General features: G+C 64.3%; 23 protein-coding genes and 1 pseudogene. 12 read left to right on the forward strand and 12 right to left on the reverse strand.

All coding sequences use genetic code 11. The features are described from left to right. The first annotated feature begins 181 nt into the window (after window positions 1-181). The 4 genes from EJ078_RS17755 to EJ078_RS17770 all read left to right on the forward strand — a co-directional run bounded on the left by EJ078_RS17755 (window position 182) and on the right by EJ078_RS17770 (window position 3387). Window positions 182-1114: a VOC family protein gene (locus EJ078_RS17755; protein ID WP_095799849.1), complete on the forward strand. Its 933-nt coding sequence runs from the start codon at window positions 182-184 to the stop codon at window positions 1112-1114. 4 nt (window positions 1115-1118) lie between these two features. Beyond that, the gene (locus tag EJ078_RS17760) at window positions 1119-1757 is read left to right on the forward strand and encodes an alpha/beta hydrolase (RefSeq protein ID WP_208720760.1); all 639 of its coding nucleotides are present in this window, start codon (window positions 1119-1121) and stop codon (window positions 1755-1757) included. Then, window positions 1750-2046 (forward strand): GNAT family N-acetyltransferase, encoded by a 297-nt coding sequence (locus EJ078_RS17765; protein ID WP_095778179.1) that lies wholly within the window; start codon window positions 1750-1752, stop codon window positions 2044-2046. The genes EJ078_RS17760 and EJ078_RS17765 overlap by 8 nt, the downstream gene beginning before the upstream one ends. Before the next feature lie 282 nt (window positions 2047-2328). After that, window positions 2329-3387, forward strand: a complete 1059-nt coding sequence (locus EJ078_RS17770) for a dipeptidase (RefSeq protein ID WP_127216005.1) — start codon at window positions 2329-2331, stop codon at window positions 3385-3387. A 96-nt stretch (window positions 3388-3483) separates the two neighbouring features. On the opposite strand, the gene EJ078_RS17775 is transcribed toward EJ078_RS17770, so the two are convergent. The 4 genes from EJ078_RS17775 to EJ078_RS17790 are packed head-to-tail and all read right to left on the reverse strand — an operon-like array spanning window position 3484 to window position 8196. Beyond that, window positions 3484-3741, reverse strand: a complete 258-nt coding sequence (locus EJ078_RS17775; RefSeq protein ID WP_082953643.1) for a hypothetical protein — start codon at window positions 3739-3741, stop codon at window positions 3484-3486. A gap of 1 nt (window position 3742) precedes the next feature. Then, window positions 3743-4972: an aminomethyltransferase family protein gene (locus tag EJ078_RS17780; RefSeq protein ID WP_127216004.1), complete on the reverse strand. Its 1230-nt coding sequence runs from the start codon at window positions 4970-4972 to the stop codon at window positions 3743-3745. Between the two features lie 43 nt (window positions 4973-5015). Further along, on the reverse strand, window positions 5016-6590 hold the full coding sequence (locus EJ078_RS17785) for an NAD(P)/FAD-dependent oxidoreductase (RefSeq protein ID WP_127404043.1): 1575 nt from the start codon (window positions 6588-6590) through the stop codon (window positions 5016-5018). Further along, entirely contained in the window at window positions 6577-8196 is a 1620-nt protein-coding gene (locus tag EJ078_RS17790; protein WP_127217292.1) for an NAD(P)/FAD-dependent oxidoreductase, read from the reverse strand. Before EJ078_RS17790 ends, EJ078_RS17785 begins: the two co-directional genes overlap by 14 nt. A 212-nt stretch (window positions 8197-8408) precedes the next feature. Here EJ078_RS17790 and EJ078_RS17795 point away from each other — a divergent pair, with 212 nt between their 5' ends. The 4 genes and pseudogenes from EJ078_RS17795 to EJ078_RS17810 all read left to right on the forward strand — a co-directional run bounded on the left by EJ078_RS17795 (window position 8409) and on the right by EJ078_RS17810 (window position 12349). Continuing rightward, complete coding sequence (locus tag EJ078_RS17795; protein WP_208720761.1) at window positions 8409-9203, forward strand: class I SAM-dependent methyltransferase; 795 nt, start codon at window positions 8409-8411, stop codon at window positions 9201-9203. A 6-nt stretch (window positions 9204-9209) separates the two neighbouring features. Further along, window positions 9210-9896 carry a transcriptional regulator BetI gene (betI, locus tag EJ078_RS17800; RefSeq protein WP_067319249.1) on the forward strand — a complete coding sequence of 229 codons (687 nt, stop codon included), beginning with the start codon at window positions 9210-9212 and terminating at the stop codon, window positions 9894-9896. 64 nt (window positions 9897-9960) lie between these two features. Next, window positions 9961-11042, forward strand: a pseudogene (locus EJ078_RS17805) (ABC transporter substrate-binding protein). Continuing rightward, a complete protein-coding gene (locus EJ078_RS17810) occupies window positions 11039-12349 on the forward strand; it encodes a flavin monoamine oxidase family protein (protein ID WP_164888341.1) in 1311 nt (436 codons plus the stop codon). Before EJ078_RS17805 ends, EJ078_RS17810 begins: the two are co-directional and overlap by 4 nt. Here EJ078_RS17810 and EJ078_RS17815 read toward each other — a convergent pair. Genes EJ078_RS17815 through EJ078_RS17825 form a run of 3 tightly spaced genes read right to left on the reverse strand, consistent with a single transcriptional unit; the run spans window position 12313 to window position 15159 of the window. Beyond that, window positions 12313-13386: an ABC transporter ATP-binding protein gene (locus EJ078_RS17815; protein WP_127404045.1), complete on the reverse strand. Its 1074-nt coding sequence runs from the start codon at window positions 13384-13386 to the stop codon at window positions 12313-12315. The genes EJ078_RS17810 and EJ078_RS17815 overlap by 37 nt on opposite strands. A 37-nt stretch (window positions 13387-13423) precedes the next feature. After that, the gene (locus EJ078_RS17820; RefSeq protein ID WP_127216699.1) at window positions 13424-14245 is read right to left on the reverse strand and encodes an ABC transporter permease; all 822 of its coding nucleotides are present in this window, start codon (window positions 14243-14245) and stop codon (window positions 13424-13426) included. Continuing rightward, entirely contained in the window at window positions 14242-15159 is a 918-nt protein-coding gene (locus EJ078_RS17825) for an ABC transporter permease (RefSeq protein ID WP_127216700.1), read from the reverse strand. The genes EJ078_RS17820 and EJ078_RS17825 overlap by 4 nt, the downstream gene beginning before the upstream one ends. Window positions 15160-15449: 290 nt before the next feature. Here EJ078_RS17825 and EJ078_RS17830 point away from each other — a divergent pair, with 290 nt between their 5' ends. Beyond that, complete coding sequence (locus EJ078_RS17830) at window positions 15450-16868, forward strand: aminotransferase (protein ID WP_127216701.1); 1419 nt, start codon at window positions 15450-15452, stop codon at window positions 16866-16868. 180 nt (window positions 16869-17048) lie between these two features. On the opposite strand, the gene EJ078_RS17835 is transcribed toward EJ078_RS17830, so the two are convergent. Further along, entirely contained in the window at window positions 17049-18251 is a 1203-nt protein-coding gene (locus tag EJ078_RS17835; RefSeq protein WP_067319237.1) for an aromatic ring-hydroxylating dioxygenase subunit alpha, read from the reverse strand. Between the two features lie 421 nt (window positions 18252-18672). Between EJ078_RS17835 and EJ078_RS17840 the strand changes: the two genes are divergently transcribed. Then, complete coding sequence (locus EJ078_RS17840; protein ID WP_127216702.1) at window positions 18673-19083, forward strand: hypothetical protein; 411 nt, start codon at window positions 18673-18675, stop codon at window positions 19081-19083. Between the two features lie 112 nt (window positions 19084-19195). On the opposite strand, the gene EJ078_RS17845 is transcribed toward EJ078_RS17840, so the two are convergent. Both EJ078_RS17845 and EJ078_RS17850 read right to left on the reverse strand, forming a co-directional pair. Further along, window positions 19196-21295, reverse strand: a complete 2100-nt coding sequence (locus tag EJ078_RS17845) for a sensor histidine kinase (protein ID WP_164888342.1) — start codon at window positions 21293-21295, stop codon at window positions 19196-19198. A 147-nt stretch (window positions 21296-21442) separates the two neighbouring features. Continuing rightward, window positions 21443-22171 (reverse strand): response regulator transcription factor, encoded by a 729-nt coding sequence (locus tag EJ078_RS17850; RefSeq protein ID WP_067319230.1) that lies wholly within the window; start codon window positions 22169-22171, stop codon window positions 21443-21445. Window positions 22172-22264: 93 nt separating this feature from the next. Here EJ078_RS17850 and EJ078_RS17855 point away from each other — a divergent pair, with 93 nt between their 5' ends. After that, window positions 22265-22966, forward strand: a complete 702-nt coding sequence (locus EJ078_RS17855) for a response regulator transcription factor (RefSeq protein WP_066990432.1) — start codon at window positions 22265-22267, stop codon at window positions 22964-22966. A gap of 81 nt (window positions 22967-23047) precedes the next feature. Here EJ078_RS17855 and EJ078_RS17860 read toward each other — a convergent pair whose 3' ends face one another. Both EJ078_RS17860 and EJ078_RS17865 read right to left on the reverse strand, forming a co-directional pair. Continuing rightward, window positions 23048-23212 carry a hypothetical protein gene (locus EJ078_RS17860; RefSeq protein ID WP_095810084.1) on the reverse strand — a complete coding sequence of 55 codons (165 nt, stop codon included), beginning with the start codon at window positions 23210-23212 and terminating at the stop codon, window positions 23048-23050. Window positions 23213-23245: 33 nt separating this feature from the next. Further along, window positions 23246-23578, reverse strand: coding sequence for a hypothetical protein (locus tag EJ078_RS17865; protein ID WP_095824015.1), 333 nt, complete (start codon window positions 23576-23578; stop codon window positions 23246-23248). Window positions 23579-23918: 340 nt separating this feature from the next. Between EJ078_RS17865 and EJ078_RS17870 the strand changes: the two genes are divergently transcribed. Further along, the gene (locus EJ078_RS17870; RefSeq protein ID WP_066990426.1) at window positions 23919-24371 is read left to right on the forward strand and encodes a L,D-transpeptidase; all 453 of its coding nucleotides are present in this window, start codon (window positions 23919-23921) and stop codon (window positions 24369-24371) included. Window positions 24372-24412: the final 41 nt, after the last annotated feature.

The following is a 24412-nucleotide window of genomic DNA, read 5'->3' on the forward strand; positions in this document are numbered from 1 at the left end:
CCGAAATTTCCCGATCGGCGCAAGGAGGCAGTTCATCAATTGGTGAACATCGGTCTTATGGCCGTTCACTTTTGTGATACAGTCCATTCTGAGTTTGGTCGCTTTGCCGGGCCCGGCGCTATCCTCATATTGCGGTGGACAGCGGCAAGGGCCGCAGCAAGGATAGGGAAGGAGCAAGACCATGCTCAATCAGATCAAGGGCCTGCATCACGTTACCTCGATGGCAAGCGATGCGCGCCGCAACAATGAATTCTTTACCAAGAAGCTCGGCCTGCGTCGGGTGAAGAAGACCGTCAATTTCGACGCACCGGACGTCTATCACCTCTACTATGCCGACGAGTTCGGCACGCCGGGCTCGGTGATGACCTATTTCCCGTTCCCCGACATCGGCAAGGGCCGGCATGGGGTGGGTGAGGTCGGCACCACCGTCTTCTCGGTGCCGGAAGGCACGCTCGGCTATTGGGAAAAGCGCTTCGCCGACGAGGGCGTCAGCGGTGTTGGCCGCAGCGAAAGCTTTGGCGAGAAGCGGCTTGCCTTCACCGGCCCCGACGGCGACAGTTTTGCGCTGGTTGAAGACAAGGCCGACGGCAGAGCGCCCTGGGTGAAGGGCGGCGTCCCCGCCGATGAGGCGATTCGCGGCTTCCACTCGGTCGCGCTGAGACTGAAGGACGGCGGCGCCACCGAGGAGCTGCTGAAGTTCATGGGCTATGAAGAGGTCGACAAGTCCGGCAACGTCCGCCGGATGGCGATCAAGAACGGCAACGGCGCCGACGTCGTCGACATCGAATCGCTGCCGGGCGCCGGCTTTGCCAATCTCGGCGCCGGCTCGGTGCACCATGTCGCCTTCGCGGTCGAGAATCGCGCGCGGCAGCTCGAAGTGCGCAAGGCACTTGTCGACACGGGTTACGGCGTGACGCCGGTCATCGATCGCGACTATTTCTGGGCGATCTATTTCCGCACGCCGGGCGGCGTGCTGTTCGAGGTGTCAACCAACGAGCCGGGCTTCAACCGCGACGAGGACACCGCGCATCTCGGCGAGGCGCTGAAGCTGCCGACGCAGCATCAGCATCTGAGACCCTATCTCGAACAGCATCTGCAGAAGCTGGAAGACTGACGCCATGAGCAAGGACGCCTACATCCACAAAGTGCTGCCCGGTTGGCCGGGCAGCGCGCTGCTGTTCGTCTTCCACGGCACCGGAGCCGACGAGAACCAGCTTCTGTCCTTCGGTCGCGAGCTCGCGCCTTCGGCGACGTTAGTCTCGCCGCGCGGCGATGTGTCGGAGCAAGGTGCCGCCCGTTTCTTCCGCCGCACCGGCGAAGGCGTCTACGACATGGACGACCTCGCGCGGGCGACGGCCAAGATGGCCGGCTTCGTCAAGGCGCATGTCGAAGCGGCAAAGCCATCGGCGGTGTTCGGCCTCGGCTATTCCAACGGCGCCAACATCCTGGCCTCGGCGGTGTTCGCCGAGCCAGGACTGTTCGATGCCGCGGCGCTGATGCATCCGCTGATTCCGTTCGAGCCGCAGGTGCAGGGCAGCCTTGCCGGGCTCCGCATCCTGATCACGGCCGGCAGGCGCGACCCGATCTGCCCGCCGAACCTGACAACGCGGCTGGAGGCCTATTTGCGCGCCGACGGGGCCGATGTCACAGTGGAATGGCACGACGGCGGGCACGAGGTGCGGCCGAATGAAATCGAAGCGGCGCGGCGGCTGTTCGCCCTCTCGCCCGCCAGCGAAGGAGGCGCAAAAAATGGCTGACCAGCTGCCCGAGATCGAACTGGAAGATCGCGGCTCCAAGGGTCGCTACCTGCTGCGCGGACCGGGCGGCGCCGAGGCCGAAATGACCTTCACCAAGGTCGGCGAGCACCAGCTCATCATCGATCACACCGAGGTGCCGGATGTCTTTCGCGGCCAGGGCGCCGGGCTTCGCCTGGTAGCCCGCGCCGTCGAGGACGCGCGCGCGGCGGGCAAGAAGATAATCCCGCTCTGCCCCTTCGCCAACGCCCAGTTCCGCCGCCATCCGGAATGGGCCGACGTGCTGAAATAGTAGCACTTGTCTTCCCCTTCTCCCCCGGGGAGAAGGGGGCCGCGAAGCGGCCGGCTGAGGGGAGTTCCAGGGAAAACCGACGTCTCACTCCGCTGCAGCGCCCCGAACCGTCTCGGCGCTGCGCGCCGATCCATCGCCGCCGGGGGCGAGCGACGCGTCTCGCCCAGCCATAAATGCGAACACGCGTCTGGCATTTGCGCAGTTCGGCCATCTTGCCTAATTAGACAGATCACCTGGGATTCTCCCGCCCCGATCCGCCACCTCAAAAAAGCGAATGGCCTGATGACCGAATCCGACCTCATTCCCGTTTTCGACGGCCACAACGACACGCTGCTGAGGCTCTACCAGTCGAACGAAGCGGATGTCGAAAAGCTGTTCATCGAGGGCACGCCGGGCGGTCACATCGACATGCCGCGCGCCAAAAAGGGCGGTTTTGCCGGCGGCATGTTCGCCATCTTTCCGCCGCCGAACGAAAAGACCAAGCGCAGCGCCGTGCCGCCGGCGCCGAGCGACAACGAACCACTGCCGCCGGAACTGCCGCGCGCCGAGGCGGTCACGTCGACCATCGGCATGGCCTCGATCCTGTTCAGGCTGGAGCGCGCCGGCGCGCTCACCGTCTGCCGCAGCGCCGGTGATGTGCGCGAGGCGATGGCGAATGGCTCGATCGCCGCGGTGTTCCATATCGAAGGCGTCGAGGCGATCGATCCCGAACTTGCCATGCTCGACGTGCTCCATGCCGCCGGGCTCCGCTCGCTGGGAATCGTCTGGAGCCGGCCGAACGCCTTCGGCAACGGCGTCCCGTTCCGCTTTCCCTCGTCGCCCGATACCGGGCCGGGCCTGACCGACGCCGGCAAGGCGCTGGTCAAGGCATGCAACCAGCTCAGGATCATGATCGACCTCTCGCATCTCAACGAGAAGGGTTTTCGCGATGTCGCCGCGCTCAGCGATGCGCCGCTGGTCGCGACCCACTCCAACGTGCATGCGATCTGCGGCCATTCGCGCAACCTCACCGACTGGCAGCTCGGCGCGATCCGCGAAACGGGCGGCATGGTGGGCCTGAACTTCGCCACCGGCTTCCTGCGCGAGGACGGCCGCATGAATGCCGACACCAGCCTCGACATCATGCTGCGCCACATCGAGTCGCTGTTGCAGGCGCTGGGCGAGGACGGTGTCGGTCTCGGATCCGATTTCGACGGTGCCATGATCCCGGCGGTGATCGGCGACGTGGCAGGCCTGCCGAAGCTCCTCGACGCGCTCGCCGCTCGCGGCTTCGGGCGCGCGCTGATCGAGAAGATCGCTTATCGGAACTGGCTGCGTGTCCTTGAAAGGACGATCGGATAAAGTGACAATCTTGGACGTTCGGAATTGGGCCAGAACGCTCCCCCAACGTCGTCATCCTAGGGCGAAGCAGGAGAGCAGCTCCGTCGCGCTGCGGGCTTACGCACCCAAGCGCTTAAGCCATTCCTTGCCGACACCGCGGTCGCGGATGATCGGCAAGGGGTCTTCATGGTCGAGCCGAGCGCAGATGCGGTAGACTTCCAGCGTGTCGGCATCCATCTCGCCGCGCTTGAAGAAGAACATCGCCGCCGCATAGCGGGTGCGGCCGGACCACATCTCGCCGAGCGGCGTGTTGACCAACTGCCACTGCTCGGCCGCTTCCGCCTCCGCGTCCAGCCTGTCCGCATCCCCTTCCACGTCAAAAATCCGTCGGCGGGTCGGCGGTGCGGCGGTCGAGCTTGATGAACGGTCGCGGCACCACTTTCGCGCGCTTCATCAGCTTCTGGTACCGCAGCTCGCGCAAGGCGTAGATCTCGACCCAGAGGTCGTCGACGACCCTATCGCCGTAAGGCCGTTGCAAGGAGGCGATGGCGATGTTGCGCTTGGCCATGGGCGACCACATCGCCGCGCTGACGAGCCCGACCTCCCGGCTCTTCTTGCAGTAGACGATGGCGTGCTCGGCCGGGATGTTGCCTTCGATCTCCAGCCCGACCAGCACATGGCGCAGCTGCTTCTTCGCCCGCGCTTCGAAGATGGGGCGGCGGCCGTTGAAGTGGCCTTTGTCCGGATCGACCATGAAGCCGAGGCCGATCTCGTCCGGCATGCGCAGGCGGTCGGCACGGATGGCGTGCCCGGCGGTGGTGAAGTCGGCATTGGCGACGATCAGCCCGGCTTCTAGCCGGGCGCGATTGAGCGCCGTGTAGCCGATGGCGCGGATGCCGCGCAGCCCGCCCGCCGCCATCAGCCGGTCCCATAGGCTCAACGCCTTGTCCGCCGGCACGAACAGCTCGTAGCCGAGATCGCCGGTGAAGCCGGTGCGCGAGACGGTGACGGCAGCGCCGTCATGCGCGAAGTCGGCGAGGTCGAAAACCTTCAGCCGCTCGATGCCGGCAAAGCCGGCGTCGCGCAGGATGGCGAAGGAGGTTGGGCCTTGCAGCGCGAGCCCGGCGATCGCTTCGGTTTCTTCCTCGACGCTGACCTCGTAGCCGATGGCGCTGTCAAGCAGCCAGGGCAGATGCCGCTCCTGCGAGCACAGCCGAAAGCGCGTCGGCGACAGCCGGAACAGCGTGCCGTCATCGAGGACGAAACCTTCGTCGTCGCACCAGGCGGTGTAGTGGACGCGGCCCGGCTTCAACCTAGTCACGTCGCGCAGCGTGACACGGTCGAGATAGGCTTCAGCGTCCGGACCCTCGATCCGGTATTTCGTCATCGGCGAGATGTCGAGGAGTGCCGCCTGGCTGCGAATGGCAAAATATTCCAGCTCCTCGTCCCAGAGCGAATGCGGCGCGCGGTAGCCGGCCCAATTGTACCAGTCGTTTGTCAGCGCCAGCGCGTCGATGCGCGGCTGGAAAGGTGTGCCGAGCCGAAGCGTGCGGAAGTGGGATTGCGCAAGGGTGCGGGCGGAATTGATTTTCACATGACGATTCATGTCGGCATCGTAGAGCGCTGCGTTTGTGAATGGCGAAATCATCTCATGCCCTTATCGCGATGATGCGGCGTGCGGCGTTGAGGCCGGGGGCGCCGGAGATGCCGCCGCCGGGATGCGAACCGGCGCCGGCAAGGAACAGCCCTTCGAGCGGCGTGTCGTAGCCCGACCAACCGGAGACCGGCCGCGACATCAGCATCTGGTCGGCCTGCAACTCGCCGTGGTGCCAGTGACCGCCGGGCATGCGGTAGCGTCCCTCGATGTCGGCCGGAGTCAGCAACTCGGGATGACGCACCGTGGCGCCGATGCCAGGCGCATAGGCTTCGAGCTGCGCCATGATCGCCTTGAGGAATTGCGGCTTGCCGGCGGTCCAGCCCTGTTTCAATGCATAAGGTGCGTATTGCACCACCGCGGAGAGCACGCAGGCGCCGGAGGGTGCCAGCGAAGGATCGACCAGGCTGGGCAGCGTGATCTCCATCACCGGCTCGGGCGAAAACTCGCCATATTTCGACGGGTTGAAGGCGCCCTCGACATGGTCCGGCGAAGGCGCGATGACGAGTCGGCCCTTGTGGCCAGCGGCGTCGACGCCGGCAAATTGCGGCGGCCGGTCGAGCGCGAGATGAAGCTTCGCCGCATCGCCCTTCATGCGGATGTTCTTCATCTTGCGCACGAAACCGGTGTCGACCTCGCGCGGCCCGGCCAGATCGAGGATCGTGGTTGCGGGATTGATGGCCGAGACGACGGCTTTTGCGCGCAGCGCTTCGCCGCCCTGCGTGACGACACCGACGGCGCGGCCCTTCTCGACGACGACCTTGGCGACCGGCGAAGCCAGACGGATCGAAACCCCCGCTTGCTCGGCCGCCGAGCGGATGGCGGCAACGACCGCGCCCATGCCACCCTTGGGCTGTATCTGCGCGCCGGCGAGCCCGCCGATCTCGCCAGCGAGCCGATAGTAGAGGCCGAGCAGCGATGTCGGCGAGCGCGGACCGAGATGGCTGCCCAGTGTCGCGTCGAAAGCGAGCAGGCCTTTCAGCCTGTCGTCGGAAAGCTGCTCGTCGAGCAAGTCGTAGACGTTCATCAAGAGCACGCGCAGGAAGTCGCGCATGTCCTCCTTGCCGAGCTTCTTCAGCGCCAGCGCCGTCTGGCCGAGCCCGGTCATTTCGGCGAGCGACATGCCGGCAAGGTCCGGCGGACGGCGCGACAGGAAGGGTTTCAGCACGCCGGCGTAGCGCAACAGCTGCGCGCGCAGGTCGCGCCAAGCCGACTGCTCCGACGGGCTGGCGCCCGTCAGCGTCTCGCCATAGGCGCCGTGCAGCACCAGCGGGCCGTCTTTCGACAATGCGATCGACGGCACCAAATCGCCGCGCTCGATCTTCAGCCCGTGGCGCTCGAGCTCCAGCGTCTTCACCACATCGGGATGCAGGCGGTTGAGCAGATGAGCGACCGAGGAGACGCGAAACCCCGGCGCGAATTCCTCGGTGCGCGCCGCGCCGCCGACCTCCTTGCCGGCCTCGAGCAGCAGCACCTTGCGTCCCGATTTCGCCAGCGTGGCGGCGGCGACCAGGCCGTTGTGGCCGCCGCCGATGACGATCGCGTCCCAATTCGCTTCAGATGACGTCATGGGCCGGGCTCATATGCAGGGTTGGCTTGGCGAGATCGCGCAGGATCTCGGCGGCGGCGTTGCGTCCGGGCGCGCCCATGACGCCGCCGCCCGGATGCGTGGAGGAACCGCACATATAGAGGCCGCCGACCGGCGAACGATATTGCGCGTAGCCCGGCACCGGGCGATTGAACAGCAGCTGGTCGAAGGTCAGTTCGCCTTGGAAGATGTTGCCTTCGGTGAGGCCGACCTCGGCCTCGATCTCGCGCGGCGTGCGCACCTCCATATGGACGATGCGGTCGCGGAAGCCGGGCGAATATTCGGCGATCTGCGCAACCACGCTCTCGGCGAAGCCGTCGCGGTCGGCGTCCGTCCAGTCTCGGCCGCCAATTTTGGGCGGCGCGTATTGCACGAAGCAGCTCATGAAATGTTTTCCCGGCGGCGCCATGGTCGGGTCGAGCGTGGTCGGGATCACCATGTCGAGGAAGGGATCGGCCGACCAGCGCCCGGCCTTCCAGTCGTCATAGGCGCGCTCCATGCGCTCGATTGAATCGGTGAAGTGCATGTCGGCGCGGTAGACCGGCGAATCCTTCGGCAGAGCCGGGAATTGGGGAAGCGAATCCAGCGCGATGTTGACCTTGCCGGACGAGCCGCGGATCTTGAAGTTCCTGACCCGCCGAAGGAAGATGTCGGGCAGCTCCTTCTCCTCGACCAGCTTCAGGAAGGTGCGCTTCACGTCGGCGTTTGAGACGACGAGCTTGCCATAGACCTCTTCGCCGCCGGCCAGTACGACGCCCTTGGCCCTGCCGTTCCTAATCAGCACGCGCTCGACCTCGGCGCCGGTGCGGATCGTGCCGCCGGAGGCCTTGAACGAGGCGGCGAGCGCCTTGGTCACGGCACCCATACCGCCACGCGCATAGCCCCAGGCGCCCACCGAGCCATCGACCTCACCCATATAGTGGTGGAGCAGGACATAGGCCGTGCCGGGCGACATGGGCCCAAGCGCCGTGCCTATGATGCCGGAGAGCGCAAAGTTCGCCTTGATGACGTCGGTCTCGAAATACTCGTCGAGGAAGTCGGAGATCGACATCGTCCAGAAGCGCAAGGTCAGCGCCATTTCCTCAGCGGTGAGACCGGCGAATTTCCTGCCGAGATAGAGCAGCTCGCCAAGATCGCGCGGCTTGAAGCTCGTGGGATCGGGCGCGGTGCGCATCAACAGCGGCTGGATGAAGCGGCACTGCCTTGTGACGTCGCGCGAATAGCGGTCGTAGGCCTCGGCGTCGCGCTTGGAGAAGCGGGCGAATTCGCGGCGATGCGCATCGTGGTCGCGGTAGTTGGCGAGATAGTCGCCGTCGCGCGTGAACACCGCGCCGCCTTCATAGGAGATCACCTGCAGGCCGAAGCGCGGCAGCTCCAGATCGCGCATGATCTCGGGCCGGAACAGCGAGCAGACATAGGAGCAGTTGGAGTAGAGAAAGCCCGGCGTCAGCTCGCGGCTGGTCGCCGCACCGCCGACCCAGTCGTTCTTCTCGACCACCAGCACGTCGAGCCCGGCGCGCTGCAGATAGCCGGCGTTGACCAGCCCGTTGTGGCCGCCGCCGATGACGATCGCGTCCCATGCCTTCATGTGCGCTCAACCTCCCTCCGGCCGCCCGTTTTTGGGTGCGATTTGTTCCCCGATCAGCCGAATTTGGCACGGGTCACGGTTTTTTGTCCAGCCATTTTGAATGAATGTTCAACAAATGGTGTTGCGTTTCTGCGTTGATGCGCTAGGCTTTGCCCCGCATTTCTGGTGTCCACTAGCGCGAAGGCGACTTCGGCATTTGAGGCCTCAGTCCGATGATCGAAACGGCTAACGCCAAGCCGGAATATGACGACGCGGCCATTCGCTTCCTCGAGGCGCTCTGGGGCGATGGCTACCTCTCCCCGGGCGGCCCGGACGAAGTGGACCGCGTGGTCGAAGGCCTCTCGCTCAAGGGCAAGACGATCCTCGATCTCGGCTGCGGCGCCGGCGGCGTCACGCTGGATCTGGTCGCGCGCCATGGTGCGGCGCATGCGACCGGTTTCGATGTCGAGAGGCCGGTGATCGAGACGGCAAAGCGAAAGGCGGCTGCGCAGGGTCTCCAGGACCGCGTGAGCTTCGTCCAGGGGCCGCCGGGACCGCTGCCTTTCACCGATGCTTCCTTCGACGTCGTCTTCTCCAAGGACGCACTGCTGCATGTCCGGGACAAGGATGCGCTGTTCGCCGAGATCTTCCGCGTGCTGAAGCCCGGCGGCGTCTTCGCCGCGTCGAACTGGATGATCTCGCACGACGGCGAGCCGTCTGCGGACATGAAGACCTATCTCGCGGCGGAAGGCTTGTCCTTTGCCATGGCTTCGCCGGCGCGCTACGCTGAGGCGATGCGTCGTGCTGGCTTCCGCGACATCAGCGTCCGCGACCGCAACGCATGGTACAGCGAGGTGGCGCGGGAGGAACTGGCGCGCCTGAAGGGGCCACTCTATCAAGCGCTCGCCGCCGCGGTCGGCGGGGCCTATGTCGACAAGAACATCCGGAACTGGGAGGCGATGCAGAAGGTGCTTGACAGTGGTGAGCACCGCCCCACTCATCTGCGCGGTTGGAAGCCGGTCGGATAGCCGGCAATGCTGGAGACCGTCACGCTCATGAAGAATGCAGAGGCCAGGGATGCCTTGCCCGAACCGGCACGAAAAGGAGACGCCGAGAAGCGCGGCCGCAAGGCTTCGAAAGAAGTCAGGCAACTCCAGTTGATCGAGGCGACGATCGATTCACTGGCCAAGCGCGGCTATGCGGAAACGACGATGGCCGATGTGGCCGACGGCGCGGGCCTGTCCCGCGGCATCGTCAACTTCCATTTCGAAAGCAAGGAGAAGCTGCTCGTCGCCACGCTGCAATATATGTATGACGAGTATTCGGCGCATTGGCGCGCGGCCTTGCAGAAGGCAGGCGACGATCCGGCGCGGCAGCTGCAGGCGCTGGTGTGGGCCGACTTCGATCGCTCGATCTGCAACAAGCGCAAGCTCGCCGCCTGGTGCGCCTTCTGGGGCGAGGCCAAATCGCGGCCGACCTACCAGGCGCTGAGCAGCTCGCGCGACGCTTACTACCAGCAGGTGTTCATCGATCTCTGCGCGACGCTCAAGCAAAGCGGCGGCTATGCCTATGAGCCGCAGGTCATGGCGCTGGCGCTATCGGCCATGCTCGAGGGCCTGTGGCTGCGGTTGATGATGGGCACCCAGGACACCACGCGCGAGACCGCGCTGCAGGCGGCCAACGCGTTCCTGGCCGCCGCCTTTCCGAAACACTACGATTAACGTCAGCCCGGGGTTAGCAACAGCCGGCCAGCAAGACCGGCAAGACCAAAGAGGATGGAACAGCATGAAGAAACTCAGCCGACGCCTGACACTTACTTTGGCGCTCGCCGGCGCGCTGGCGTCTTCGGCGGCAGCGTTCGCCGTTGCCGCCGACAAGGACCTCATCGTGTTCGACTGGTCCGGCTATGAGGACCCCAGCTTCCACGGCAAATATGTCGAGAAGGACGGCGACTCGCCGACCTTCGCCTTTTTCGGCGATGAGGACGAGGCATTTGAGAAGATCCGCTCCGGCTTCAAGGCCGACCTCGGCCATCCGTGTTCGCAAAGCGTGGTGAAGTGGCGCGAGGCGGGGCTGTTGCAGCCGCTCGACACTTCCAAGATCGCCGGCTGGAAGGATCTCAACCCCGGCATCATGGCGATGAAGGACCTTGCCACCACCCCGACGGCAAAGCCTGGTTCATGCCTTGGGACTGGGGTGACACGCAGCTCACCTTCAACTCCGACAAGATCGCCGAGAAGGACGTGCAGTCGCTGAAGGCCTTCGCCGATCCCAAGTATAAGGGACGCGTCTCGATCGGCGACAATGTCGACGACGCCTATGCGCTGGCCAGCCTCGCCATCGGGCTGAAGGACTGGACAAAGATGACGGACGAGCAGTTCAAGCAGGCGTCCGATTTCCTGCGCCAGGTGCACAAGAACGTGCGCTCCTACTGGACCGACACCACCGACATCGTGCAGCTGCTCTCAGGCGGCGAGGTCGATCTCGCCTGGGCCTGGAACGACGCGGCGGTGCAATCGCAGGCCGCCGGCGTGCCGATCAAGTCCAAGAAGGATACCGACGAGGGCATCTCGACCTGGGTGTGCGGCTATGTGCTGTTCAAGGACGCGCCCGGCAACATTGACAAGGCCTATGACTATCTCAATGCCGTCAACGATCCGGAAGTCGCCAAGGTGCTGGTCAAGGACTGGGGCTACGGCCAAGCCAACGCCAAGGGCATGGCCGGTGTCGACCAGGCGGTGCTCAAGGAAAAGGGCTACGACAACGTGGAAAAATGGGTCGACAAGACGCTGTTCCAGCAGCCGCTGCCTTCCGAGCTCAAGCTGAAGATGATCGCCGAGTTCGAGAAGATCAAGGCCGGCTATTGAACAGCAAGACCGAAAGCACCGACGTTGCAATCGTCGGCGCCGGCTTCACCGGCCTGTCGGCCGCGCTCGAATTGAAGCGCGCCGGCATCGATTTCCTTGTCCTGGAAGCGCGCGGCCGCGTCGGCGGTCGTGTGGAAGGTGCGCGAAACGGGCTCGGCGAGCTGATCGACAGCGGCGGCCAGTTCCTGTGCGAGGACATGCCGGAGTTGATGGCGCTGGCCAGGGCGCGCGGCAAGACCTTCGTCAAAACCTTTGTCGATGGCGATTTCATCACCCATCCACCGATGTCGGTCGACCAGGCCGGACAGACCTATGTGACCGCGATGGCGATCCGCGACCGCATGAACTGGACCGAGCCTGACGATCCCGCGATCGCCGGGCTGACCGTCGCCTCCTGGCTCGAACGCCAGACCGATCCGGTAGATGCCAAAGCCGCCTTCCGCTCGATGATCGAAGGACTGTGGTGCCTGGCGCTGGAAAAGGTGCCGCTCTGGTACCTGATCGACAATGATCGCCGCATCACCAACGAAGTGCCGGAACTGCAATATTCTCTGCGCGAGACCATGCAGTCGCTGGCCGCGGACCTGGCGGGCGATCTCGGTGACCGGCTGCGGCTGAACGAGCCGGTCATTCGCGTCGAGCGCGGGCCGTCCGGCGTTCGTGTCGTTGCAGGCGGCGGCGCCGTCGAGGCGCGCGAGGTCCTGCTCGCCCTGCCGCCTGCGACGGCCAACAGGCTCGACTTTCGGCCTGCCTTGTCAACGGCCTTGAAGAAGGCGCTTGGCGTCTGGGAAAGCGGCGCGGTGGTCAAGATCCTCGTCCGCTATGCCAGGCCGTTCTGGCGCGAGCGCGATCTGAGCGGAATGGTTATGTGGCGCGACATGCCGGGCCTGTTTGCCTGCGATGCCAGCAGGGATGCCGAGCATGCAGCGCTCGTCGTCTTCATCGGTGGACCGCTGGCGCTGCGCTGCCGCAAGCTGGGTGCTGCGGCGTTGCGCGCCGAGGTCATTGCGAAGCTCGCGGATGCGCTCGGTCCGGACGCGGCCGATATTCTCGATTTCAGCCAGCGCGACTGGACGCATGACCGCTGGAGCGGCGGCGCCTATAGCGATCTCATCGTCGACGTGACGGCAAGAGATGCCGAGCGCACGATCCTTGCCGGCGCGCCGCCGATCCATTTTGCGTCGTCGGAAGTGTCGCCGTCCTTCCCCGCCTATGTCGAGGGCGCGATCGTGGCCGGACGCATCGCCGCCGGGAAGATTTTGGCGCGGCTTCAGTCCGCCATCGCCACCAGGGCCTCTGGGTCGTAGGCGAGACGGATCGGCGCGCCGACCGGAATGTCGTCGGCGCCGAAATCATTGGTCTCGGTCACCGAGAGCGGCTTTTCCAGCCCCGGGATCTCGACGATCAGATGCGTGATCTCGCCGAAATAGTGGCGCTCGACCACCGTGCCGGCGACCTCGAACTTGGCCGTCGCATTGTCCCAGAGCACGCGCAGCCGCTCCGGCCGGATGCCGAGCGTCGCCGCGCCGCCGTTGCGCACGAAGGCCTTCGGCTTGTCGGTCCTCACACGCCCGAAGCCAAGCGTGTCGACAACCAAGGACACGCCGTTCTCCTCGACGATCTCGGCCTTGACGAAATTCATGCCGCCGAGGAAGTCGGCGACCTGGCGGTTGACCGGGCGCTGGTAGATTTCCTTGGGCGAGGCGACCTGCGCGATACGGCCGCCGAACATGACGGCGATGCGGTCCGACATGGCCAAAGCCTCGTACTGGTCGTGCGTGACCAGCACGAAGGTGATGCCGACCGCCTGCTGCAGCCGGCGCAACTCGACCTGCATCTGCTCGCGCAGCTTCTTGTCGAGAGCCGATAGCGGCTCGTCGAGCAGCAGCACCTTGGGACGCATGACCAGCGCGCGGGCCAGCGCCACGCGCTGACGCTGGCCGCCGGAGAGTTCGGTGGCGCGGCGCTTGCCAAGGCCGGTCAGCGACACCTGCGCCAGCGCCTCCTCGACGCGGCGCTGTTCTTCGCCGCCCTGCAGTTTCAGCCGCTTCAGCCCGTAGGCGACGTTCTGCTCGACATTGAGATGCGGAAAGATCGCGTAGCTCTGGAAGACCATGTTGGTCGGACGCCGGTTGGCGGGAATGCCGTCCATCGGCTGGCCGTCGACGGCGATCGAGCCGCTGGTCGGCGTATCGAAGCCGGCGATCATGCGCAAAAGCGTGGTCTTGCCGCAGCCGGACGGCCCGAGCAGCGAGAAGAACTCGCCCTCCCTGATCACGAGCGATGCATTGTCCAACGCCTTGAACGCGCCGTAGCTGCGCGTGACGTCGCGGATCTCGATCATGGCGCGATCGGACATCGTTCGCTCGGATTGGACCCGCTCAAGCATAGAGGCCTCTCTCGTTCTGGGTGCGTCTCGCCGCGCGGCGGCGCAGGATCTCGGCAACGGTCATCAGCACGAAGGACGCCGCCAACAACAAGGTACCGAGCGCCAGCACGCCGGGGAGCTTGGCCGCGAAGCGCAGCTGTCCCCAGATGTAGATCGGCAGCGTCGCCTCGGTGCCGGTGAGGAAGAAGGCGATGATGAACTCGTCGAGCGAGATGGTGAAGCAGACCAGCAGGCTGGAGATGATCGCCGGCGCCACCATCGGCAGCGTCACCCGCCGGAAGGTGCCGAAGGCGCTTTCGCCGAGATCGGCGGAGGCTTCCTCGAGGCTGCGGTCGAAACCTTCGAAGCCGGAGGTCAGCACCGTCATCGAATAGGGAATGCAGACCAGCACATGCCCAAGCACGACCGTGAACAGCGACAGGCTCAAGCCCAGTTGCAGCATCACCAGGAGCATCGAGATGGCAACGATGACCTCGGGCAGCACCAGCGGGGCCATGATCAGCCCGTTGACGGTGCGGCGGCCGGGATAGCGGTAGCGGGTGATCGAACGGGCAGCGAGAATGCCGAACACGGTCGACAGGATAGCGGCCGAGGCGCCGACAACCAAGCTGTTCCAGGTGGCGTCGATCAGTGCCGGCGTGCGCGGCAGGTCCTGGTACCAATGCAGCGTGACGCCTGAGAGCGGGAATTTCGGCGTCGCCGCGGTGTTGATCGAGAAGATCGGCAGGAAGATCACCGGCAGATAGAGGAAGAGGATGTAGAGCGCGGCGTAGCTCGACAGCCAGCTTGGCAGGTAACGTCTGATCGCCGTCATCGCGCCAGCCTCTGCAGCGCGCGGATGACCAGCACCGCGGCGCCGGCCATCAGCGAGACGATGACCATGGTGGTGACGGAGAGTGCTGCGCCGAGCGGCCAGTTCGACGCCTTGCCGAATTGCGCCTGGATCGCGTTGGCGATCATGACGCCGTCTTTGCCGCCGACCAGCTTCGGCGTGACGTAGTCGCCGACGGTCGGGATCATGACGATCAGCGCCGCTGAGATGACGCCTGGCGCCGACAGCGGCAAGGTCACGCGCAGAAGGGAGCGCAGCGGCCCGTCGCCGAGATCGGTCGCCGCTTCGACCAGGGTGCGGTCGACCTTCTCCAGCGAAACGAAGATCGGCAGGATGGCGAAGGTCGCCCAGGCGTGGGTCAGCGTGATGATGACCGCGTTGGAATTGTAGAGCAGCGCAGTCGACGGCTCGTCGATGAGACCGAGGCCCATCAGGCCGGAATTGAGCACGCCGTTGTAGCCGAGGATCACCTTCCACGACATCACGCGCAGCAGGTAGCTGGTCCAGAACGGGATGGTGATGAGGAACAGCCAGAGGCTCTTCTGGCGGCCGCCATGGAAGGAAATGAAATAGGCGATCGGATAGGCGAGCAGCACGGTGAGCAGGCTGACCGTCAGCGAGATGTAGAGCGAGCGCCAGAGCAGGTCGCGGTAGATCGGCTCGGTCAGCGCGATCCGATAATTCTCCAGCGTGAATGTGTGGTCGATGGTCAGGTAGTCCTGCGTCCAGAAGGAATGGGCTATAACAACCAGGATCGGCAGGACGAGAAGGATGAGCGCGTAAAGGAAGGTCGGGCTGATCAGCGCAATGCCCTGGACGGCTTCCGACTGCAGAAGGGGACTTCGTCTGGCTCTCGCCATGCGCAGCGGGGGCGACCCTTCCGCGGCGGCCGTCATTGCAGCGCTCCGGGCGTGATTGCAGTTGCCGGCTCGGACTGTCCCGCCATACGGCCTTCCCATTGATCAGCGCCGACTGCCTAGTCCCAATTTATGTGCCCGGAGCGATCACTCCAGACTTGCCGGCTTTCTTTCATCATGAGCGCATCCGCCGATTGAAATCAAGCGCTATTTCTGCAATATTGATTGAATGGACATTCAAAATGAAGTGACGAAAAGCCGAATTTCCATGGCTTCCCGCTTCGTTTCATGTCTCTGGAAATCACCGCAACGGACCATGCGAGGCTAAGATGGCGGCTGCACGAGAGATCAAGGCGAGGGAAGTTGTCGAGCCCGGGGACGACGATGCGGTCGAGCTGGCCAAGCGCCATCTGGTCCAGCCCTGGCCCTATGCCGGTTCGGTCGGCGCCGAGGCACGGGCGCTGATCGGCGAGGGCGAGGGCATCTACATCACCGACGCATCCGGCAAGCGGCTGATCGACGGTCCGGCCGGCATGTGGTGCATCAATGTCGGGCATCGCCGCGAGGAACTGGCAAGGGTGATGTACGACCAGGCGATGGCGCTGTCCTACAACACGCCTTGGTATACAATGAATGCGCCCTCAGCCGAGCTTGCGAGACGCATCGCCGATGCCGCTCCCGGCGATCTCAGTCACACCTTCTTCACCACCGGCGGCTCGTCGGCGGTGGAGACCGCGCTGCGCTTCATGCAATTCTACAACAATGTGCGCGGCAGGCCGGAGAAGAAGCTGATCCTCAGCCGCGGCGGCGCCTATCACGGCTCGACCTACCTGTCGGCTTCGCTCAACGGCCGCCCGCGCGACCGGCACTGGATGGATGGTGCCGACGAGCTGGTGATCAAGCTCTCCTCGCCCGATCCGTTCCGACGGCCGAAGGAGATGAGCATCGACGCCTTCACCGATTTCCTCGTCGACCAATTCCGCGACACGGTCGCGCGCGTCGGCGCCGGTCGCATCGGCGCCTTTGTCGGCGAACCGGTGCAAGCTTCGGGCGGCGTCGTCGTGCCGCCGGACGGATACCTGAAGCGCATCCGTGAGATCTGCCGCGAGAACGACATCCTCTATGTCTCGGACGAGGTGGTGACCGGCTTCGGACGGCTCGGCCATGTCTTTGCCTCGGGCGAGGTGTTCGGCCTCGACCCGGACATGATCACCTTCGCCAAGGGGGTTACCTCGGGGTATTTCCCGCTTGGCGGCGTGATCATCTCGGAGCGGCTGCTGGAGGAACTGCGCCGCTCCAACCATCCCGATGCGCTGTTTGGCCATGGCCTCACCTACACCAGCCATCCGATCGGCTGCGCCGTCGCGCTGAAGAACCTCGATCTTTTGGAAGAGGGCGTGCTTCAGCATGCGCGCGAGATCGCGCCCTATTTCCAGGCGCGCCTGAAAACGCTCGAGGAACTGCCGCTGGTCGGCGAGGTACGCGGCGCCGGCCTGATGGCTTGCGTCGAATGCGTCGCCGACCGCGAGAGCAAGGATCCGCTGCAGCTCGACAAGGATGTGGGAAAGCGTATCGACGCGCATTGCCATGAGCTCGGTCTCTTGGTGCGGCCGCTGATCAACATGTGCGTGATGTCGCCGCCGCTCATCATCAGCCGCGAGCAGATCGACGACATGGTCGCGATCCTGCGCGAAGGCATCTCGCGCACGATGGATGATCTGAGGAAGGAAGGCGTCTGGCGGGGGTGAGAGAGCGCCCCTCTCCCCGTTCTACGGGGAGTGTAGCCGGCGGGTGAGGGGCAGCGCCAGCTTGCGAGATTTAGTTCAGACGCTCCCTGAGGTTCGGGAGCCAGAGCCAATTGTGAGGCGCTTGCACTGCCCCGCCCTTCGGGCACCTTCTCCCCGTGTAACAGGGAGAAGGGAAGACGCTCACCCCTTCGACCGCAGCGCGTCGTTCAATCCCCACATGTCCTTTTCCTCCGGTGCGGTCTCCAAGTTCAGCACCGGCACCTGCCTGCGCAGATGGTCGTGGTGGGTGCGCACGCCATATTCGAGGTCGGAGAGGTAGAAGCCCCCGAACGCCTCGGAGAGCATGGATTCGTTCGACCAGACGGAGAGCTGGACATCCTCGTTCATGGTGTCGCGGTCGATGCGGTAGGCAAGGTAGCGCGCCGCCGCCTGCTCCCGCGTCTCGTCCTTGTAGCGATAGATCGCGCCGCGCAGCAGCGTCTCGCCGGTGGACAGCGGGAACTCCTGATAGAACTGCACCGATTCCGGCATGATCGACAGCGCGTTGTTGGGGAAGATGCCGTAATAGATCCAGGCTTTGCGCAGATGCTCCGGCAGGTGCGTCGGCTCGGGCGCTATTTTGATGTACTGGCTGACGCTCCAGCGCCGCCCGGCATGCGGGTTGTAGGTGGCGAAGGACCGCGACACGCCGTTGACGAAGGGTTCGTCGAAATAGGTCGCGCCGTAGAGGTCCTGCAGCGCCGGATGCGCCATGGCGACGTGATAGCCCTCATTGTCGACGTCGCGCACCGATTTCCAGTTGACCGGTGATTTCTGGGTCCAGATGCCCAAGCACGGCACCATGTCGGCAACATTGTAATGGGCGATCTCCGCCTCGATCGGCTTCAAGAGTTCAGCCACGGAAGGCTGCGGGCCACCGTTGCGGAAGCGGATGAAGATGAAGCCCATCCAGACTTCGAGATCGAGCGGCATCAGCCCGAACTCGGTCTTGTCGAGTTCCGGGAAGGAGCGCGGACGGGCAGCCCCCCGCAGCGTGCCGTCGAGATTGTAGACCCAGCCGTGGAACGGGCAGATCAGCGCGTTCTTGCAGGTGCCCTGGCTGTCGGCGACGACGCGGCTGCCCCGATGACGGCACATGTTGTTGAAGGCACGCACGACGCCGTCCTTGCCGCGCACGATCAGCGCCCGCTCGCCGATGACGTCCATCGTCAGATAGTCGCCCGGATTTGGCACGTCGGAGACATGGCCGGCGATCTGCCAGTGATTGCGGAAGACGTATTCCTTCTCAAGCTCGAGAAGGGCGTTGGAGTGGTAACTCCACCCCGGCAAACCCCGCCGGTCCCAATCGTTGGGGATCGCCACGTCACGCAGGTGCGGGTTCATGAAAATGCTCTCGTTTTGTTGAATGCTCGTTCAATAAAAACACATTTTCCGTTAAAATGCAATGGCTTGTGAAAGTATGGAAATTTCATGCCGACCGGCTTGCAGTCATCCGAGCCGAGAAAATCCCGGAAAATCCGAGCCTTAACCAGGAGTGCAAAACGGCGGTTCCAGCTTCGGATCCGCAGTTTGTGAGGGCACCGTTTCGACGCGCTTCGCGCATCGGACGATCGCGACAGCCATGCCAATTCTGCGCCTGTGTGAGGTCGCTTACAGTCCGCCGCATCCGACAGGAGCAAAAGGAACAGAAGCGATCCCCGTTTCAGTCCTGTTACATGGGCCATCCCGCCCTATCATCCGGCTGTTACGTGGTGCGGTTAAGTTCGTTTCAAGGAAAAAAGAAAGATAACGAAGGGAACAGCCGATGTTTGCCAAAGTCCGGATCGCCGATGCCAGCCGCCGCTCTTATGGTCCCGAGCGCAATGATCGCCGTCCGAAGCTGGCGTTGCGCCAGCGCGCCAGCGACCATCCGATGACGATGTTCATGCTGCTGAGCGTTGCCGCCTTCGCCAGCATGGTGCTTGCGCCAGCCGCGGGTCCCGCTTTCGCCTCGATCAATCCTCCGGCCAATGTCGTGGAGGGCGCGCCGACGACGCTCAAAACCGCGCGCCTGCCGCAGTCGCAAGTCGAATTCGCCTGCAAAGGGCAGAGCTGGGGCGCCGAGAACGCCGAATGCCTGCGTGCCATTGCCGAGCAGTCCGGTCAGCACCGGGCCCGAGCTGTCCGTATGATCGCCAATGCCGCGCCGCTGACCGACACCCCGAACGTGTTTTAGGCTCCCCTGAGCGCAGCCTCCGCGCTCCAGTCAGGCTCCCGCCGCAAAGTCGGTCGGGAGCCTCTTTTTTCGAATCCGACGATATCCAGGTGAAGCCGCAGAGGGAGCAATTTCAGATGTCGGCGCCGTTGTCGGCCGCCGCGACATCGGCAACGGTCGCAAGGATGCCGCGGACGTCGAGCGTCGAGAAGGGCTTCTCCAGGATCTGCGGCCGCTGCTGCGGCGGCAGTGCCTCAATCTCGGCCTTGGCGCCGATGAGGTCGCCGGTGACCAGCACGAAACGCTGCGCCAGCCCCGGCCGTTCGGCCAGCAATTCACGGTAGATCGAGATGCCGCTGGTGCCCGGCATGCGCAGGTCGGAAAACACGATGTCCGGCGGCATGTGCCCGCTCAGAACCTCGCCGGCGCACGTCCAGCTTGGCACGAGACGCGACTTGAGCCCCATGAGCTCCAATATGTCGGACAGCGAAGCGGCGACGTCGGGCTCGTCGTCGATGATCAGCGCATGGCGCAGCCCGCTCGACCGCGCCGGACCCTCGCCGGCCTTTGCCGCATTGCCGACAATCGCCGGCAACTGGACGACGAAGCGCGCGCCGTGCGGCTGCACCTCTTCGAACCAGATGTTGCCGTTGTGGCGCTCGACGATCGATTTCGAGATCGACAGGCCGATGCCGGTACCGACGCCGACCGGCTTGGTGGTGAAGTAGGATTCGAAGATGCGTGAGCGGATCGCATCGGGAATGCCGGGTCCGTTGTCCTCGACCGAGAAGCCCGGATTGCCGCGCTCGCTGCGAAAGGTCCGCACCTTGATGCGCCGCTCGCCGGTGAAGCCGGCAAGCGCATGCTGGCTGTTGATGAGGAAGTTGGCCGCGACCTGCGTGACATGGTCGGCGTCGGCCATGGCGAGCAGCGGGCCGTTGGCGAAGTCGGTGTCGATGATGATGCCGCTGGAGCGCGCACCATAGGCGGTCACTTCGAGCGCCGAGCGCATCACCTGGTTGAGGTCGGTTTCGGCCTGCTCGGTCGGATGCAGGCGCACCATCGACAGGAAGCTCTTGACGATGCGCCCGCAGCGTTCGGCGGCCGCGCGCACCTTTTCGGCGCGCACCTTGGTCTGCGGGTCGGCCGCGAATTCATGCAGCAGCGTCGATTGTGCGACCACAACCGCCAGCGGGTTGTTGAGCTCATGCGAGACGCCGGCGAGCAGCGAGCCCATTGCCGCCATCTTCTCATTCTGGTGCAGCTTCTCGCGCTGGCGGTTGATCTCTTCTTCGGCGTGCAGCTTCTCGCGCAGGTCGCGGATCGAGCCGAAGATGAGCCGGCGGTCGGCAACCCTCATCTCCGTCGCGGTCAGCTCGATCGGAAAGATCTCGCCGGCCGCGTTCTGGGTCACTGTCTCCAGCCGCTGGCCAACCATCGGCGCGCCCCGTCCGGCCATGTACTCGGCGCCCGACGAATAACCCTTGCGGTAATAATGCGGCACGATCGTGTCGATCAGATCCTTGCCGAGGATGTCGCTGCGCTTGAAGCCGAACATCTTCTCGGCGGCCGGATTGAATTCGATGATGGAGCCGGCCTCGTCGATGACGATGATGGCGTCGAGCGAAGCCTGCAGCATGGTGCGGCGGATAACCTCGCTCGCATGCGCCTCTGAGGGCGAGCGCTCGATGGCGTCGCCGATGGCGAGCGCGATGATGTGAAGCGTCGCCTCCTCTTCATCCGTCCATTCGCGTTCGGCCGCGCAGTCATTGACCGCCAGAGTGCCCCAGAGATGGCCGTGGGCGAAGACCGACACCGAAATGAAGGATTTTATGTTCTGCTTCTCGAAGTCGGCCCGCAGGAAACCATCGAGGTCGCGCGTGTGGCCGGCGAAGACCTTGCCCTGGCGCTCATCCTCCTGCAACTGCTCCAGCAGCGGATCGGAGTTGATGATCGACTGCATGATCACGGTAGGCGATGCGAGCTCGCCGCCAAAAGCAGGGTCGATCCAATAGGAGGCCACGGACTGGGCGAAGCCCTCGCCCGGCAACTCGCGCAAACGGAAGAGAATGCCGCGCTGGCAGTCCAACGAACGGCACAGTGCCTCCAGTATGCTGTCCATCTCGCGCTGCCAGTCGCCTGCTTCGCGCAAGCGGCGAACGACATGGACGGCCGCCATCGCGGCGCCCTGGCGGGAGCCGTGCATTTCTGTCCGTGCGGCCTCAGCTGTCATCGTCGAACGTCATCTCCGGGGCCATATCGGTAAACCATGAAATCCAGCACACAAGCCCGAAAATCGACAACGGTTTTCTGGGGGCATGCCGCCGGACCGGAATGCTACAGCGTCGATTGCGTATCCGGAAGGTGCGCGGCGCCGGAGTCAGTTGCCGTCGCCAGCCGGCAGCGAGAAGATGTAGCCTTCCCCGCGAACCGTGCGCAGGAATTTCGGATTGGCGGGGTCCGCCTCGATCTTCTTCCTCAGACGCATGATGCGGATGTCGACAGCGCGCGACGATTCCGGGTCTTCCACGAAGCCGATCGCCTCCGAGATCGCCGCCCGCGTCAGAAGCCGGTTGGCGCGGGTGAGGAAAACTTCCAGCACGTCGAACTCGCTCTTGGCCATCTCGATGACCGCGCCATTGGCGCCGGTCACCAGCCTGCCGTCGAAATCGGCCTGGAAGCTGCCGAAATTCATGAAGCGGCGCGTGCCGGCCTCGGTCTTCGCGGCCTGGGGGGCAACCGGCTGCGGCACGCGGCGCAGCACACTGCGGACCCTCGCCAGCACTTCGCGCAACTCATAGGGCTTGACGATGTAGTCGTCGGCGCCGAGCTCCAGGCCGACGATGCGGTCGAGCGCGGTGCCGGCGGCGGTGGCGTAGATGATGCCGATCTGCGTCTTGGAACGCAGCCAGCGGCCGAGCGACAGGCCGTCCTCGCCGGGCATGGCGATGTCGAGGATGGCGAGGTGGAAGGGTTGCGCCTCGAGCAGGCTGCGCGCCGCCGCGGCATTCTCGGCCGTGGCAACGTCATAGCCGCTGGCGCCGAGATACTCGGCCACCGCTTCCCTCAGATCCGGCTCGTCCTCGACGACAATGATGCGCGCCTTCACAATGGTCTCGCTCCCGCTTTCAGCGGAAAGTAGATTGGGTATAAACATGATGTCCAGCGCTCATCTCGAGTTGTCTGTGGCGGAGTGGAGAAAATGGCAGCACGATCCGTCGTCGCGCTTGTGTCCGTTGCCGAAGTGGTGGCCGGCGACCTGGCCGACCATCTCGAGCGTCGGGGGCACGACGTGCGTCAGGCGCGCCAGCCCTGGGAGGCGGAGTCGCTGCTTTCGGCAGGCGGCATCGACGTCGTGGTCGTCGGTGACGACGTGACCCAGGCGGAGGGGCGCGAACTGCTCAAGCGCTATAGTAGCCAAGGCGGGGGCGGCGAGGGTGGCTGCGACTTCATCCTGATCTGCCGGCCCGCCGATCTCGTCGACAAGGTGCTGGCGCTGGAGCTCGGCGCTGCCGACGTGATCGAAAGCCCGCTCAATGTGCGCGAGCTGGCGGCGCGCATCGGCCGCCTGCTGACGCGGCGCGGCCGCAACCCCCAGGAACTGATCGTGCTGGAGAATGCGACCGTCGACTTGAGGTCGGCCATGGTCATGCATCGTTCCGGCGCCGAGGATCAGCTGTCGCCGGGGCAGGTGGCGCTGTTGAGATTGTTTCTGGCGAGCCCGCGAAAGGTGCTGACGCGCGACGACATCATTGCTGCTGCGCCCGCCGAGAATGCCGACGCTTTCGACCGCTCGATCGATTCGCGCATCGTGAGGCTGCGCCGTAAGCTCGATACGGAGACCATCACCACGATCAGGGGTGCCGGTTACCGGTTCGATCCGCCGACGCCGCGCACCGACTGAGGCGAGGGCCGCCAGGTCTTTTGCTCGATCTTGCATCGGATTTCCAAAACCGCTTCGCACTTTTGGATCCGACGCCGGCGCCTAGCGCACCACCAGGACCGAGGGGCCGGACGGCATTTCGGCGCTGGCAGCGATCTCGGCGTGGGCGCGCTCCTTGAGCAGCACCGTTGCAAGCGCGGCAAAGCCAAGCAGCCCTTGGGCATAAAGCAGTGCGGACAGCACCGAAGCGGCAAATTTCGTCTTCATAACTCAATCCCCAATTCGATAGTCGTCGATGCTTCAGGAAACTCCCGAAGCGCCCGCGCCGCCTACGGAGCCCCCCGCTGCGGCGCGGGCCTTCGGTCCTCTCGGCAGCAAGTAGCCGGAGGGGCCGCGCATCCCTATCAGCCGAAGACCGACCCGCCAGAGGGCCCTCAGCCGGTTGACGCGCAGGCTGGAGATGATCCAGACCGTGGCGATGAACAGTGCGGTGTGCAGTGTCGAAACCTCGCCGGAATTCATGGCGCCAAGCGCCGTCACAGGGTTCCCGGCGACAGAGCCGACAGCACCGAGGATGATTGCCGAGACGCCGACCCTGAGAAACCAGGTGCGAACTTTCGATTTCCTGCCCATTTTCGTTTGCTGATGTCTGTTCCCGTGACCTCGACATTGCTGCGGGCCTGTATCCGCATCATGCCGCGCAAGTCGCGTTTTGTTGCAATTCGGTTTCGAGATTAGGAGAAAGGCATTCATATCAAGGCGATATACGCTTTGCCCGCCGGTTTCGGCCTGCTTGGTATTGCCGGCAGCCGGCCTAAGGGAGCGTGTTCTCTGGAATTAGGCCGTCAACTTAGAGAAACGAATTCGAAACATTAACGCACATTAAGCGAAATAGGCCTGAAACAGGCGATCCCGATAAGACGATCCATCGAAATTGCAGCCGGCCCGACCGGCAAAAGAGAGAGGGATCGTCATGCATACCGCCATTTCAGCCAAGCTCATCCACGTCACCGCCGCCGCGCTCACCGGCGCGGCTTTGCTCTTCGGCAGCAACGCCGCTCATGCCAACCAGCTCGTCGCCCGGGTTTCGCTGTCGCAGCAGATCATGGAAGTCACGGTCGACGGCCGGCCGACCTTCACCTGGAAAGTGTCGACGGGCGACAGGGGGCACATCACGCCGACAGGGTCATTCAAGCCGACCCGCATGCATGAGATGTGGTATTCGAAGAAATACGACAATGCGCCGATGCCGCATTCGGTCTTCTTCAGCGGCGGCTATGCGGTGCATGCGACCTATGCCATCAAGCATCTTGGCAGGCCAGCCTCGCATGGCTGCGTGCGTTTGCATCCCGATGCCGCGGCCGACTTCTATCAGCTCGTGGAGGCCTTCGGCCCGGGCAACACCAGCATCCTCATCGTAAAGTAACGGGTCAAGTAGCGGGCGGATTGCCGCCTTCAAGCCAGGTT

It is taken from the genome of Mesorhizobium sp. M1A.F.Ca.IN.022.06.1.1, assembly GCF_003952605.1.
GTDB lineage: Bacteria > Pseudomonadota > Alphaproteobacteria > Rhizobiales > Rhizobiaceae > Mesorhizobium.

Bases quoted from the DNA above. Each gene is read 5' to 3' on its own strand.
- EJ078_RS17755 (WP_095799849.1), top strand. From the start codon at position 182: ATGCTCAATCAGATCAAGGGCCTGCATCACGTTACCTCGATGGCAAGC.
- EJ078_RS17840 (WP_127216702.1), top strand. From the start codon at position 18,673: ATGTTTGCCAAAGTCCGGATCGCCGATGCCAGCCGCCGCTCTTATGGT.
- EJ078_RS17795 (WP_208720761.1), top strand. From the start codon at position 8,409: ATGATCGAAACGGCTAACGCCAAGCCGGAATATGACGACGCGGCCATT.
- betI (WP_067319249.1), top strand. From the start codon at position 9,210: ATGCTGGAGACCGTCACGCTCATGAAGAATGCAGAGGCCAGGGATGCC.
- EJ078_RS17830 (WP_127216701.1), top strand. From the start codon at position 15,450: ATGGCGGCTGCACGAGAGATCAAGGCGAGGGAAGTTGTCGAGCCCGGG.
- EJ078_RS17860 (WP_095810084.1), bottom strand. From the start codon at position 23,212: ATGAAGACGAAATTTGCCGCTTCGGTGCTGTCCGCACTGCTTTATGCC.
- EJ078_RS17785 (WP_127404043.1), bottom strand. From the start codon at position 6,590: ATGACGTCATCTGAAGCGAATTGGGACGCGATCGTCATCGGCGGCGGC.
- EJ078_RS17865 (WP_095824015.1), bottom strand. From the start codon at position 23,578: ATGGGCAGGAAATCGAAAGTTCGCACCTGGTTTCTCAGGGTCGGCGTC.
- EJ078_RS17760 (WP_208720760.1), top strand. From the start codon at position 1,119: ATGAGCAAGGACGCCTACATCCACAAAGTGCTGCCCGGTTGGCCGGGC.
- EJ078_RS17835 (WP_067319237.1), bottom strand. From the start codon at position 18,251: ATGAACCCGCACCTGCGTGACGTGGCGATCCCCAACGATTGGGACCGG.
- EJ078_RS17845 (WP_164888342.1), bottom strand. From the start codon at position 21,295: ATGACAGCTGAGGCCGCACGGACAGAAATGCACGGCTCCCGCCAGGGC.
- EJ078_RS17820 (WP_127216699.1), bottom strand. From the start codon at position 14,245: ATGACGGCGATCAGACGTTACCTGCCAAGCTGGCTGTCGAGCTACGCC.
- EJ078_RS17815 (WP_127404045.1), bottom strand. From the start codon at position 13,386: ATGATCGAGATCCGCGACGTCACGCGCAGCTACGGCGCGTTCAAGGCG.
- EJ078_RS17825 (WP_127216700.1), bottom strand. From the start codon at position 15,159: ATGACGGCCGCCGCGGAAGGGTCGCCCCCGCTGCGCATGGCGAGAGCC.
- EJ078_RS17780 (WP_127216004.1), bottom strand. From the start codon at position 4,972: ATGAATCGTCATGTGAAAATCAATTCCGCCCGCACCCTTGCGCAATCC.
- EJ078_RS17790 (WP_127217292.1), bottom strand. From the start codon at position 8,196: ATGAAGGCATGGGACGCGATCGTCATCGGCGGCGGCCACAACGGGCTG.
- EJ078_RS17855 (WP_066990432.1), top strand. From the start codon at position 22,265: ATGGCAGCACGATCCGTCGTCGCGCTTGTGTCCGTTGCCGAAGTGGTG.
- EJ078_RS17770 (WP_127216005.1), top strand. From the start codon at position 2,329: ATGACCGAATCCGACCTCATTCCCGTTTTCGACGGCCACAACGACACG.
- EJ078_RS17870 (WP_066990426.1), top strand. From the start codon at position 23,919: ATGCATACCGCCATTTCAGCCAAGCTCATCCACGTCACCGCCGCCGCG.
- EJ078_RS17765 (WP_095778179.1), top strand. From the start codon at position 1,750: ATGGCTGACCAGCTGCCCGAGATCGAACTGGAAGATCGCGGCTCCAAG.